Below are 13,140 nucleotides of genomic sequence, written 5' to 3' on the forward strand. Positions count from 1 at the left end.
CATGTATGTCGCCGTGAAAGGGGGCGAACGCGCCATCCTGAATTCCTACCGCATGCTGGACGACTACCGGCGGGGCGATCGCGAGATCCCCGAGCTGAGCCTGGACCAGATCCGCGAACAGATGCCGCTGGCGGTGTCGCGCGTCATGGCCGAAGGGTCGCTCTACGATCCGCAACTGGCCTCGCTGGCGCTCAAGCAGGCCGCCGGCGATGTGATCGAAGCAGTGTTCCTGCTGCGCGCCTATCGCACGACGCTATCGCGCTACGGCTATACGCAGCCAATCGACACGGGCGCGATGCGCCTGCAGCGCCGGATTTCGTCCACGTTCAAGGACGTGCCCGGCGGCCAGATCCTGGGCCCGACCTACGACTACACCCAGCGCCTGCTGGATTTCTCGCTGGAGGCGCAGCGCGAAGCCGATGCGCTGCCGCCGGGAGACCAGGCGCTGGACAGCGACATGCCGCGGGTCACCGACCTGTTGGCGCATGACGACCTGATCGACGCCGAAGCCGTGCCGGAAGGCGACCCCGAGCCCTTCGACCTTACCCGCCAGCCGCTGGATTTTCCGGCGTCGCGCGCCGCCCGCCTGCAGAATCTGGCGCGCGCCGACGAAGGCTTCTTGCTGTCGATGGGGTATTCGACGCAGCGCGGTTATGGCAACACCCACCCGTTTGCCGCCGAGATCCGCTACGGCACGCTGGAAGTCGAGATGCACATTGAAGAACTCGGGTTTGCCGTGACCGTCGGCGAAATCGAGATCACCGAATGCCAGATGGTCAGCCAGTTCGCGGGCAATGCGGAAGAGGGGCCGAAGTTCACCCGGGGCTACGGGCTGACGTTCGGCTATGGCGAACGCAAGGCCATGTCGATGGCGCTGGTGGACCGCGCGTTGAAGGCGAAAGACTTGGGCGAACGCGCCGATTCCCCTGCCAACGACCACGAGTTCGTGCTTTATCACAGTGACAACGTCGAGGCCTCGGGCTTCGTGCAGCACTTGAAGCTGCCGCACTACGTGGACTTCCAGGCCAACCTGGAACTGTTGCGCCGCATGCGCGCCGAACGCGGCGCGCCCCAGCCGGCCACCAACGATCTGATGGACGAGGCGGTTTCCTCATGAGCGCACAACACGCAACGGTCGAACGCGACGACCACTACAACTTCGCGTATCTGGACGAGTCCACCAAGCGCATGCTGCGCCGCGCGCTGCTCAAGGCCGTGGCGATCCCGGGCTACCAGGTTCCCTTCGGCAGCCGCGAAATGCCGCTGCCCTATGGCTGGGGCACGGGCGGCATCCAGGTCACTGCGTCCATCATCGGCAAAGACGACGTGTTGAAGGTGATCGATCAGGGCTCGGACGACACCACGAACGCCATCAACATCCGCCGCTTCTTCGGGCGGGTCACGGGCGTGGCGACGACGGAATCCACGCCGGGCGCCACCATCGTGCAGACACGCCACCGCATCCCCGAAACGCCGCTTGCCGAAGGGCAGGTGATGGTGTTCCAGGTGCCGATCCCGGAGCCGCTGCGCTGGCTGGAACCGAGCGAAACCGAGACCCGCACGATGCATGCGCTGGCCGAATACGGCGGCATGCACGTCAAGCTGTACGAAGACATTGCACAGCATGGCCACATCGCCACCACCTACGACTATCCCGTCATCGTGAACGACCGCTACATGATGCGGCCGTCGCCGATTCCCAAGTTCGACAATCCCAAGCTGGACGGCAACCCGGCGCTGATGCTGTTCGGCGCGGGCCGGGAAAAGCGCGTGTACGCCGTGCCGCCCTACACCCGGGTCAAGAGCCTGGACTTCGAAGACCATCCTTTCACGGTAGAAAAGTGGAGCGAATGCTGCGACGTGTGCGGGTCGCGCGACAGCTTCCTGGACGAAATCATCCTGGACGACGCCGGTACGCGCCGCTTCGTCTGTTCGGACACCGAATACTGCAACCACCGCCAGACGCAGCAACGCGACAACGAGGCCGCCGCATGACTCCCCAACCCTTGCTTTCCGTGCGCAACATGACGCGCACGTGGGACGGCGTGCACGGCTGCCGCGACGTCAGCTTCGACCTGTATCCCGGCGAAGTGCTGTGCGTGGTCGGCGAGTCCGGCTCGGGCAAAAGCACCTTGTTGTCGGCCGTGTCGTACCAGACCCAGCCGGATGCCGGCAGCGTCTGGTACGACACGCGCGACCAGGGCTTCATCGATCTGGCCGCGCTGCAAGGCGCGCGGTTGCGCTTGCTGTCGCGCACCGATTGGGGCTTCGTTCGTCAGAACGCCCGCGACGGCCTGCGCATGCAGGTCAGTGCTGGCGCGAACATCGCGGAACGTCTGATGGCGGTCGGCGACCGGCACTACGGCGACCTGCGTGAAGTGGCGGGGAACTGGCTGCAGAAAATGGAGATTGACGCGGGCCGGCTGGACGACACGCCGGTGTCGTTTTCCGGCGGCATGCAGCAGCGCTTGCAGATCGCTCGCAACCTGGTGACGCATCCGCGCCTGGTGTTCATGGACGAGCCCACCGCGTCGCTGGACGTGTCGGTGCAGGCGCGCCTGTTGGACCTGTTGCGCCAACTGGTGGCGGACCTGGGGCTGGCCGCCATCGTGGTCACGCACGACCTGGCCGTGGCGCGGTTGCTGGCGCACCGCACGCTGGTGATGCGCGGCGGCGTCGTGGTGGAAAGCGGGCTGACCGACCAGATTCTCGACGATCCCCAACACCCCTACACCCAGTTGCTGGTGTCTTCCATTCTGCAGAGCTGAACATGCGCGAAACCACTCCCATGATCGAGGTGCGGGGCCTCGGAAAGATGTTCACCCTGCACAACCAGGGCGGCATCCGCCTGCCCGTGCTGGATGCCGTGGATTTCGACGCGGCCGCCGGCGATTGCCTGGTGCTGGCCGGCCCGTCGGGCACCGGGAAAAGCACCCTGTTGCGCTGCCTGTACGGCAACTATCTGGCCACCGAGGGCAGCATCCGCGTGCGGGCCCACGGCGAATGGGTGGAGCTGGTGGGCGCGCCCGAGCAGCGCATCCTGGCGCTGCGCCGCGACGTCATCGGCTACGTCAGCCAGTTCCTGCGGGTCATCCCGCGCGTTTCGGCGCTGGACGTGGTGGCCGAGCCGCTGCGCATGGCGGGCGTGGACACGGAAGACGCCCGCAGCCAGGCCGGCGCGCTGTTGCAGCGCTTGAATGTGCCGCCACGCCTGTGGGGCCTGGCGCCCGCCACGTTTTCGGGGGGTGAACAGCAGCGCGTGAACATCGCGCGCGGCTTCATCGCCCGCCATCCCGTCCTGTTGCTGGACGAACCCACTGCGTCACTGGACGCCGACAATCGCCGCGTCGTGATCGAGCTTATCCACGAAGCCCTGGCCGCGGGCCGTTGCCTGCTGGGTATTTTCCACGACGCCGAAGTGCGCGATGCCGTCGCGACGCAGACCCTGGCCTTGCGTCCGGCGCAACCCGCCACGGCGGACCTGGAGTAGACATGCTGAGCACCTACCTGACCCATGCCCGCGTGGTCATGCCCGACCGCGTCCTGGAAAACAGCGCCGTGCTGATCGACGACGGCCGCATCGTCGCCATCGATCCCGATGGCGCGAAGGCAGACCGTGAGATCGACCTGCAAGGCCAGACGCTGATGCCCGGGCTGATCGACCTGCACTGCGACGCCATTGAAAAGGAAGCCGAGCCGCGTTCCCGCGTGCTGTTCCCGCTGGACTTCGCGGTGGCCCAGGTGGACCGCCGCAACGCCGCGGCGGGCATCACTACGCCCTATCACGCGCTGTCGTTCGCCAACAAGGAATGGGGCGTGCGCAACAACAAGACGGCGGCGGAAGTGGTGCGCACGGTGCGTGCCTTTCGTCAGCACAGCCTCGTCGATAACCGCGTGCACTGCCGCTACGAAGTCACCGATGAGACCTCGGTGGACGTGCTGCGCGCCTTGATGGACGAGGGCGCGGTGGACCTGCTGTCGGTGATGGATCATTCGCCCGGCCAGGGGCAGTTCAAGACGCTGGAATCCTATCTTCAGTACATGATGGGCAACCATGCGATGAGCCGCGAGCAGGCGGAAGAGGCCGCCCATGCCAAGACGCGCGGCAAGGACGGCGCGGTGGGCCGGGTGGAGGCCTTGCTGTCGCACGCGCAGTCGCTGGGCATTCCCACGGCCAGCCACGACGACGACTCCATCCACCGCATCGCCACCATGCGCAATCTGGGCGTGGCGATGAGCGAATTCCCGATTACGCTGGACACGGCGCGCGCCGCGGTGTCTTGCGGCCTGCCAACGATCCTGGGCGCACCCAACGTGCTGCGGGGCCAGAGCCAGAGCGGATCGATGCGCGCCATCGACGCCATCCGGGCCGGCGTGGCCAGCTGCCTGTGTTCCGACTATCAGCCGTCCACGCTGATCGCCGCGGCGTTTGCGGTGGCCGCGCAGACCGACCTGACGTGGCCGCAGGCCATCGCGCTGGTCACGGCGAATCCTGCGGACGCTTGCGGGCTGGCCGACCGCGGCCGTATCGCCGTGGGCCAGCGGGCGGATCTGGTGGCGGTGGCGCAGGTCGGCGGCATGCCCTTGATCAGTCACACCTGGTCAGCGGGCCGGCTGGTATTCTCGACCCACTATCTGCCGGCTCTCGAGCCGGTGGCGGCCCTGCGCGACGCCCAGCGCGTGGCGGCCTGACGGCCCTTTTCCGGAGCCCTTCGATGCATCCGATAGTGATTGCCGTGGCGCTGAGCGCCACGCACACGTTCAGCAAGCCGGTCGTGCCCATGATCGTGCTGCGCAAGGGCCTGGGGGTCGAAGGCGACGCCCATCTGGGGGTCACCGTCCAGCACCGGTCCCGGGTCAGGGCCGACCCGACGCAGCCCAATCTGCGGCAGGTCCACCTGATCCAGGGCGAATTGCACGATGAACTGCAATTGGCTGGATTCAACGTGGCCGAAGGGACGATGGGCGAAAACATCACCACCCGTGGAATCGACCTTCTGGCGCTGCCGCGCGGGGCGCGCCTGCGCATCGGCGCCGACGCGGTCATCGAGATCACCGGCCTGCGCAATCCGTGCTCGCAACTGGACAAATACCAGAAAGGCCTGACGGCGGCCGTGCTGGGGCGCAATCCGGATGGCAGCCTGTTGCGCCGGGCCGGGGTGATGGCGATCGTGCTCGAGGGCGGGGCGGTCAGCCCGGGAGATGCCATCCGGACGGAGCTGCCGCCTTTGCCGCATTCGCCGCTGGAACGCGTATAGGCGCAAAAACATCGCTCCCGGTCACAGACGGGTTGCCCCGCATCTGGTTAAATGGCGAAAGGGCGTAACGGCCTAAGGCGGAGCCGCGTTCTTGCGGCTTGCTCAGGCGAAGCCGTACTTTTCACGGTTCGCCATCCAATTTTCCGGAGCGCGCGATGGCACGATTCAATTTCACCCAAGACCCCGAAGAACCCGATCTGTGGGCGGCCGAGAACGTGCCCGCCGGCAACGGCCGTCCGCCCATCCACGTCATGATCCAGACGGACGGCGAAGAGCCTGACAGCGGTGCGTCCAAGGTGGTCAAGGCCATCATCGACAATCTGGACGACCACATCCTGGCAGCGTCCGAGTTCCTGCTGGACAACTATTCCTACGAGCACTGCAAGAAGCTCGGCATCGAAGACGACCAGTTGCTGAAGGAAGAAACCGCGGAAGCCATGGCCGAAAAGGCCGTGCTGCGCGCGCTGTGGCTCTTCGACGAAGACGGCGACGGCTACGAACTGTGGTTCACGCTGCCGTGGGATCCGGTCCACACCTACGACGTCGAATTCGAAGACGGCGCGCCGGTGTCCTGCTCGGTCAACGACTAAGCCTGAACGCCTGGCAGACGGGTGGGCCGGGTCGTCAGCGGACCAGCTCGAACTTCGTCGCCAGGCTCTGCCCCAGCGATTCGTCGTAGCGGTAGCGCAATTTAAGCGGCTTGCCCTTGCGGATCTGGGCGGGCGCCGTGTTCTCAAGCGTGACGTCGATGTCGCGGTCCACGAATTCCGTGCAATCCGTATCGGCGCGCGCGCCATCGGGGATGTCGGCCGCTTTGACCTTCAGCCGGAACGTCGTCTGTGCGAGTTCTGTGCCATCGGTACGGTACTGACGCATCTGCACGGCGGGAGTGGAAGCCGTGCCGGACAGGTCACACGAGATGCGTGTCCAGGCATGGGCGGCAGGCACGATGGCCGTCATGGCAATCGCTGCCAGAATGCCGCGCAGGGGAAGGGGTGTCATGGCATGCGTATCGCGCGCGGCGCCGTGGCGCCGCGCCGGGAGTCAGGCAAGGGAGTCTTATGTTGCTCCCGCCGATGCCGGCAGGTCAAGCGATCAGGTGTTAAAAAAAAAAGCGGGCCGCGGCCCGTTTTTTTTATCGCCGTGCCGCCAGCACACGGAGTGTGCGCAGCGTGGGGGCGACCATCATGACTGGTTGGCGGGCTTGCCCGTGGCCGCGCTGGTGTCGTTTGCCGGCGCGCCTTCAGGCTGGTCGCCGCGGTCGTCTTCCAGCTTGGCGATCACCGCGGTGGCCAGGCTGTTGCCGACCACGTTGGTTGCCGTGCGGCCCATGTCGAAGAACTGGTCGATGCCCATGATCAGCAGCAGGCCGGCTTCCGGCAGATGGAACATCGGCAGGGTGGCGGCAACGACTACAAGCGAGGCGCGTGCCACGCCGGCCATGCCCTTGCTGGTCACCATCAGCACCAGCAGCAGCGTCAATTGCTGCGCAAAGCTCATTTCGATGTTGTAGGCCTGCGCGATGAACAGCACCGCAAAGGACTGGTACATCATCGAACCGTCCAGGTTGAACGAGTAGCCCAGCGGCAGCACGAAGCCCGAAATGCGCTTGGACACGCCAAAACGCTCGAGCGCTTCGATGGTCTTCGGATAGGCCGATTCGCTGCTGGCAGTGGAAAAGGCCAGCAGGGTGGGTTCCTTGATCAGGCCGCCCAGGCGGCGCGTGGACTTGCCCAGGAACAGGTAACCCACGCCGAACAGGATGGCCCACAGCAGCGCCAGGCCCAGGTAGAACTCGCCGATCAGCTTGCCGTAGCTGACCAGCACGCCGAGGCCTTCGGTGGTGATCGCGGCGGCCATGGCGGCGAACACACCCAGCGGCGCGAAACGCATCACGTAATCCGTCACGCGGAACATGATCTTGGCCAGCTCGTCGATCATGTTGTAGATCGTGTTGTGGCCCTTGCTGCGGATGAAGGACAGCGCGGCGCCGAAGAACAGCGAGAACACCAGGATTTGCAGGATCTCGTTGTTGGCCATGGCTTCCGCAATGCTCTTGGGGAACACGTGCGCAATGAAGGCCTTGAGCGTGAAATCGCCCGTCTTCAGCCCCGACGTGATGCCCGCATCGGGAATTGCCAGGTTCATGTGCGCGCCGGGCTGGAAGATATTGACCAGCAGCAGGCCCAGCAGCAGCGAGATCGCGGAGGCAGCGATGAACCAGACCATGGCGCGCAGGCCGATGCGGCCCACGGCGTTGGCGTCGCTCATGCTGGCCAGGCCGGACACCAGCGTGGCGAACACCAGCGGGGCGATGATCATCTTGATCATGCGCAGGAAGATATCCGTGATCAGGCTGAAGTACGACGCGATCTGCGCCGCGTCTTTCGCGTCATGCGCTGTCTGGTTGCAGAGGTAGCCCACCACGATGCCCAACACCATCGCGATGCCGATGTAGCGCGTCAGCTTCTTTGTATTCATGATCAAAACGGAAACAGGGACCTGTCGCGGAGCCCGGGTAAGGGGCGGGGCCCGCCGGCATAGGGCGGGGCACGACGGTCCGGTGACGGATATGCCAGGGACGTCCCGGATGTGCGGGTTTTCCCTTGGGGCGTGATGTTAATGCCGCGAAGCTGACAGTTAGTTGTCAGGTCGGGGACGGATCACTCATGCCAGAATGGGCCGGCGCCAAGGCCCGGTCGGCCATTGCGGCGCATCAAAAAAAGAACCGGCCCCGACCGGGGCGATAGACAGGAGACAAGGTAATGCCGAAACGCGAATTGTCCGTGCTGGCTTCCGGGTACACCTACCTGGAAGGCTTGCGGTGGCACGAAGACCGCCTGTGGGCGTCGGACTTCTATACGGAACAGGTGATTGCCGTGGACCTCCAGGGGCGGGTCGAGCAGATCTGCCGCGTGCCCCAGCAGCCGTCCGGCCTGGGCTGGTTGCCCGACGGGCGCCTTTTGATCTCGTCCATGAAAGACCGCAAAGTGCTTCGCCGCGAGCCGGATGGCACGCTGGCGGTGCATGCCGACCTGTCTGCGCTGACGGGCGGGCATATCAACGACATGGTGGTGGATGCCCAGGGCCGCGCTTACGTGGGCAATTTCGGCTTCGACCTGATGGCAGGCGCGCCCGTCGCCACCACGACCCTGGTGCGCGTGGACACGGACGGCGTCGCGCAGGTGGTGGCCGACGGGCTGTGCTTTCCCAACGGCTCTTTCATCACCCCGGACGGCAAGACGCTGATCGTCAACGAGACCTTCGGCAACCGCATCTCTGAATTCGACATCCAGGCCAATGGGGCGCTGGGGCCCCGGCGGGACTGGGCGGACTTCGGCGCGCTGCCTGCCAGCGACGACCTGTCGGTGCTGATCGCGGCGTCGGCCATCGGTCCGGACGGCGGGGCGCTGGACGCGGAAGGGGCGGTCTGGGTGGCGGATGCCATCGGCAAGCGGATCGTGCGGGTCGCGCGCGGCGGCAAGATCCTGGAGCAGATCGACACGGGCGAATTCGGCATCTTCGCCGCGGCGCTGGGCGGGCCGGACGGCCGCACGCTGTTCATGGCGGCGGCGCCCGACTTCCTCGAAGCCAACCGCCGCGCCAAACCCGAAGGCCGGATCCTGACGACGCGGGTCGACGTGCCGCACGCCGGTAGGCCCTGAGGCGAATACGGCCGGCGGCCCCGGGGCGCCGCCGGCCTTCGGCCTATTTCGGCGCCAGCCAGGCGTCGGCGTAGGTGTCCACGGCCCCCAGGCCGGTGGTGATGGCGCCATGCACCCGCGAGTCCAGGAAGGTGGAGTAGTTGGTGTCGTCGATCCAGGCCAGCGGCACGTCCTCGGCCAAGATCTTCTGCACTTCCGTGTACAGGCGCTGGCGTTCCTCGTCCGTCGGCGCGGTGGCCGCCTGATCGAACAATTCGTCCACTTTGGGGTTGCGGTATTGCGAAGTGTTGGTGAACGCCAGCCCTTTCTTGATGTTGCTGCTGACGTAAGTGCGCGACACGCCGATCGCCGGGTCGCCATACTGGAAGACGCCGTTGTAGGCCATGTCGAAATCCCAGTTGCCCATGCGCGAGGTCCAGCCGCCGACGTCGGTGCTTTCGATGTCGATGGCGATGCCGACCTTGCCCAGGCTCTGCTTGGTGTATTCGGCGATGCGGCGCTGCATCTCGCCGTACGGGTTGGGAATCAGCCCCAGCTTCACCCGCACGCCTTTGGCATCCGGCTTCAGCCCCATTTCGTCGAGCAGGGCGATCGCTTTCTTCGGGTCGTACGGATACTGCTTGATGTTGGGATCGAAGAAGCGCGTATTGCGGTGGAACGGGCCGGTCGAGACCGTGCCCAGGCCGAACATGATGCGCTTGACGATGAACTCGCGGTCGATCGCGTACATGACGGCTTGCCGGAAACGCTTGTCGTCCATCGGCTTGCGCGCCTCGTTCATTTCGATCCAGTGCAGCGTGGACCAGTATTCATAGCCCTTTTGCGTGACGTTGATGTGCGGCAGTTTGGACACGCGCGGCATGTCGAAGGGTTCGATGTCCTGCAGCCAGGCCTGCTGCACCGTGCGTTGCTCCAGCGCCAGGCGGCGCGAGGCGGCATCCGGGATCACGCGGTAGGTGATGCCGTCCAGATAGGGGCGGCCCTCCTTCCAATAGTGCTCGTTCTTGACCAGTTCGATGTACGACCCGCGTTCCCAGCGCTTGAACTTGAACGGGCCGGTGCCGATGGGCGCATTGTTGTGCGGGTTCTGTGCCATGGGCGTATCCACGTCGAACAGGTGCTTGGGCAGGATCACGCCACCGCCGATGTCGAAGGCATACAGGAATGCCGAGTAGCGCTCCTTCAACTTGAACACCACGGTGTGTGCGTCGGGCGCGGTGATGTCCTCGATGTAGCGCATCAGCGAACGGGTGCGCGGCGTATTGGCCAGCACCTGCTTGTATGAAAACAGCACGTCCGCCGAGGTGAAGGGCTTGCCGTCGTGCCATTGCGCATTGGGCTGCAAATGGAAGGTGTAGGTCAGCTGGTCGTCTGACACGTCCCAGGACTTGGCCAGGCTGGGCTGCGGCTTCAGGTCGAAGGAGTAGGTCAGCAGGCTTTCATAGACCTTGCCGGCCACCATCTGCGTGGTGCCGACCTGCTGCATGGCCACATTCAGGTTGGGCGGCTCCGGGTTCAGGATGGCGGTCAGCACGCCGCCGTATTGCGGCTGGGCGTCGGGCGAGGGCGGGGCGGCAAAGACGGCAGGAGCGGCGGCGACGGCGGCAACGGCCAACAGGCCTTGCGCCAGGGCACGGCGGACGATATTGCACTTCAAGGCAAACCTCCTTGGGTTGGCGGCCAAGGCGGGCTCGGACGCAGCAACATTAAATCTTGAGTATCAAATAGTGATACTCAAGAATCCAAGAGGGGAATGGTGCAGCAGCCCGCCCGGCCGCGCAAGGCAGCGGGTGCTAGGGATTTCCCGAGAGCAGGGCCGCCAGGGCGCGGAATCAGTTGCGGTTGGGGCGGCCGCTGAGCGCGCGCGCGGCCGAGATGGCCAGCGAGCTGAAGCGCTGGGAAAACGATTCCAGCGTCCATTCGGCCAACAGGCCGGAGATGTGGATGGCCGCCAAGGGGCGCCCGCTATGGTCGACGACGGCGCTGGCCAGCACGATTTCGCCCACCATGCTTTCTTCCAGGCAGATGGCGTAGCCCTGCACGCGCGCGTCGCGCACGCGCTGGCGGATGAGGTCGGGGTCGGTGATGGTCTTGGGCGTCAGCGGGCGCATGTCGCTGCGCGCCAGGATGTCGTCGACTTCGTCGTCGGCCAGGTGCGACATGATGGCGCGGCCGCCCGAGGACGAGAACGTGGGCATGCGGCGCCCGACCAGCGTGGCATAGAACGTCTGGCGCTTGGTCTGGCGCCGTAGCGCATAGACGATGGTCAGGTCGTCGAACAGGCTCAGGTCGACGCGTTCGCCGCATTCCTGCTGCAGCTGTTCGAGGATGGGCGTGGCGCGTTCCAGCAGCGGATGGCCGCGCAGGAAATCGAAGGTCCGGTCCAGGATCTTCTTGCCCAGGACATACCCGCGCTGGTTGATACCGCGCTCGAGGTAGCCCAGCGCCACCAGGGTGTGCAGCATGCGCTGGGTCGAGCTGCGGTCTAGCCCCGACAGCTCGGTCAGTTCGTTCAGGCTGAGGGGGCCGGGGTTGTTGGAGAAAGCCTCCAGGATGCCGAAGCCTTTCGCCAGGGATTGGTTGAACCGGGTCTCGGTTGTGGCCATGTTGTTCTACTCCAGTTTTTTGTCTTTGCGGCGTCGCATCGGCGCGTGGCGAGAGCACGCGGATACGCACTGTAGTGGCAATCGATTTCTGCCAGGGCTAGGGAAATCACCCATGGTTTCTATCTTGCCCCGCGTTTGTGTGAACTCTATCATGCCAAATATAGATATCTAAGTATCAATTATTGATACTTATGAATTCACCGATTTCACACTCGACAAGGGGAATGCAATGAGCGCCGCAGCAGCCAGCCTGGACCAGGCCCGTATCGCCGAAGCCGTAGGCAAGCTTCGCCAGTACATGACCGACACGCTGACCGGATTCGTCCAGTGCCGCAGCCTGCCCGGGCAGGAAATGTCCGCCGCCGCGTTCATGGAAGACGCGCTGGCGGACCTGGGGCTTGCATCCGAGCGCATTGCGCTGCGGACGGAAGAACTGAAGAACCTGCCGCTCTATTCCCCGGCGTGCTGCCCGGACGGCGGCCGCTACAACGTGCTGGCGCGCCACGAGCCGCGCAGCGCGGGCGGCCGGGCGGTGTTGTTCAATGGCCACCTGGACGTGGTGCCTACCGGCCCGCATGAGCTCTGGGACCCCGCGCCGTTCGACGGCGAGCTTCGCGACGGCTGGCTGTACGGACGCGGCGCCGGCGACATGAAAGCGGGCATCGTCTGCGCGCTGGCGGCATTCAAGGCGCTGCAGGAGCTGGGCGTGCAGCCCGCGGGCGCCGTCGGCTTCAACGGCGTGCTGGAAGAGGAAAACACGGGCAACGGCACCCTGGCCACGGTGTCGGCGTTGCAAAGCGCTATCGCCGCCGCCAAGCTCAGCGCGTTCGACGCCGTGGTGATCCCCGAACCCACGCACGAGCGCATGATGAGCGCGCAACTGGGCGTGTACTGGATGTATGTGGATATCGTGGGACGCCCCGCGCACGCCGCCTACATGACGACGGGCGTGAACCCCGTCGAGACCGGCCTGCGCATCGTCGATGCCATGAAGCAGCTGGAACACGAATGGAACTTGCCGGAAAACCGGCATCCTGCCTATCGCGAACACGCGCATCCCATCAATTTCAACCTGGGCCAGATCCACGCGGGCGACTGGAATTCGTCCGTGCCCAGCGTCTGCACGCTTGGCATGCGCATCGCCTGCTATCCAGACATGACGATCGAAGCGGCCAAGCAGTTGGTCGAGGCGCGTATCCGCACCGTCCAGGCCGGGCTGACCGACAGCGACGTGCGCATCGACATCCGCTACGAAGGTTTCCACGCGCCGGGATGCGAGTACGACCTGGACGTGCCGGCCATGCAGTTGCTGGCCGATGCGCACCGCCGCGTCGCGGGCGAACTGCCGCAGCCCACCGCGCTGACGGCCACGACCGACGGCCGCCATTTCCGCCTGATGATGGATGTGCCGGTGACGTGTTACGGCCCCAAAGTGCAGAACGTGCACGGCTTCAACGAGTGCGTGTCGGTAGACAGCATGGTGCGCGTGGCGACCTCGCTGGCGCTCTTCATCCACGACTGGTGCGGGGTTGAACCGCTGCAAGCCTGAGCCTGCCCGCGGCCAACGCCGCGGTCTCCTCCGCCGTGAGTTGCCCCTTTTTCCTACGGAAT

General features: G+C 65.3%; 13 protein-coding genes. 9 read left to right on the forward strand and 4 right to left on the reverse strand.

What is annotated here, in order from left to right; genetic code table 11:
- The first annotated feature begins 1 nt into the window (after position 1).
- From AC27VE_RS06630 to AC27VE_RS06660, 7 genes are all read left to right on the forward strand, one after another.
- Entirely contained in the window at positions 2–1,117 is a 1,116-nt protein-coding gene (locus tag AC27VE_RS06630) for a carbon-phosphorus lyase complex subunit (RefSeq protein WP_006222783.1), read from the forward strand.
- Positions 1,114–1,995 carry an alpha-D-ribose 1-methylphosphonate 5-phosphate C-P-lyase PhnJ gene (locus AC27VE_RS06635; protein WP_488703368.1) on the forward strand — a complete coding sequence of 294 codons (882 nt, stop codon included), beginning with the start codon at positions 1,114–1,116 and terminating at the stop codon, positions 1,993–1,995. The genes AC27VE_RS06630 and AC27VE_RS06635 overlap by 4 nt, the downstream gene beginning before the upstream one ends.
- Positions 1,992–2,768 (forward strand): phosphonate C-P lyase system protein PhnK, encoded by a 777-nt coding sequence (phnK, locus tag AC27VE_RS06640; RefSeq protein WP_280029612.1) that lies wholly within the window; start codon positions 1,992–1,994, stop codon positions 2,766–2,768. Before AC27VE_RS06635 ends, phnK begins: the two co-directional genes overlap by 4 nt.
- A 2-nt stretch (positions 2,769–2,770) precedes the next feature.
- Complete coding sequence (phnL, locus tag AC27VE_RS06645; protein ID WP_488703369.1) at positions 2,771–3,490, forward strand: phosphonate C-P lyase system protein PhnL; 720 nt, start codon at positions 2,771–2,773, stop codon at positions 3,488–3,490.
- A 2-nt stretch (positions 3,491–3,492) separates the two neighbouring features.
- The gene (locus AC27VE_RS06650) at positions 3,493–4,692 is read left to right on the forward strand and encodes an alpha-D-ribose 1-methylphosphonate 5-triphosphate diphosphatase (RefSeq protein ID WP_427958550.1); all 1,200 of its coding nucleotides are present in this window, start codon (positions 3,493–3,495) and stop codon (positions 4,690–4,692) included.
- A 23-nt stretch (positions 4,693–4,715) separates the two neighbouring features.
- Positions 4,716–5,258: an MOSC domain-containing protein gene (locus AC27VE_RS06655; protein WP_427958551.1), complete on the forward strand. Its 543-nt coding sequence runs from the start codon at positions 4,716–4,718 to the stop codon at positions 5,256–5,258.
- 155 nt (positions 5,259–5,413) lie between these two features.
- Entirely contained in the window at positions 5,414–5,848 is a 435-nt protein-coding gene (locus AC27VE_RS06660; protein ID WP_280029608.1) for a hypothetical protein, read from the forward strand.
- Between the two features lie 34 nt (positions 5,849–5,882).
- Here AC27VE_RS06660 and AC27VE_RS06665 read toward each other — a convergent pair whose 3' ends face one another.
- Positions 5,883–6,260, reverse strand: a complete 378-nt coding sequence (locus tag AC27VE_RS06665) for a hypothetical protein (protein ID WP_427958552.1) — start codon at positions 6,258–6,260, stop codon at positions 5,883–5,885.
- A 183-nt stretch (positions 6,261–6,443) separates the two neighbouring features.
- Complete coding sequence (locus tag AC27VE_RS06670; RefSeq protein WP_488703370.1) at positions 6,444–7,739, reverse strand: dicarboxylate/amino acid:cation symporter; 1,296 nt, start codon at positions 7,737–7,739, stop codon at positions 6,444–6,446.
- Between the two features lie 284 nt (positions 7,740–8,023).
- Between AC27VE_RS06670 and AC27VE_RS06675 the strand changes: the two genes are divergently transcribed.
- Positions 8,024–8,923: an SMP-30/gluconolactonase/LRE family protein gene (locus tag AC27VE_RS06675; protein WP_488703371.1), complete on the forward strand. Its 900-nt coding sequence runs from the start codon at positions 8,024–8,026 to the stop codon at positions 8,921–8,923.
- A 43-nt stretch (positions 8,924–8,966) separates the two neighbouring features.
- On the opposite strand, the gene AC27VE_RS06680 is transcribed toward AC27VE_RS06675, so the two are convergent.
- Together AC27VE_RS06680 and AC27VE_RS06685 are read right to left on the reverse strand one after the other, a co-directional pair.
- Positions 8,967–10,580 carry an ABC transporter substrate-binding protein gene (locus AC27VE_RS06680; protein WP_488703372.1) on the reverse strand — a complete coding sequence of 538 codons (1,614 nt, stop codon included), beginning with the start codon at positions 10,578–10,580 and terminating at the stop codon, positions 8,967–8,969.
- Between the two features lie 175 nt (positions 10,581–10,755).
- The gene (locus AC27VE_RS06685) at positions 10,756–11,529 is read right to left on the reverse strand and encodes an IclR family transcriptional regulator (RefSeq protein ID WP_280030149.1); all 774 of its coding nucleotides are present in this window, start codon (positions 11,527–11,529) and stop codon (positions 10,756–10,758) included.
- A gap of 229 nt (positions 11,530–11,758) precedes the next feature.
- Between AC27VE_RS06685 and AC27VE_RS06690 the strand changes: the two genes are divergently transcribed.
- The gene (locus tag AC27VE_RS06690) at positions 11,759–13,078 is read left to right on the forward strand and encodes an ArgE/DapE family deacylase (protein ID WP_488703373.1); all 1,320 of its coding nucleotides are present in this window, start codon (positions 11,759–11,761) and stop codon (positions 13,076–13,078) included.
- Positions 13,079–13,140: the final 62 nt, after the last annotated feature.

It is taken from the genome of Achromobacter sp. 18P8.1.1, assembly GCF_057799415.1.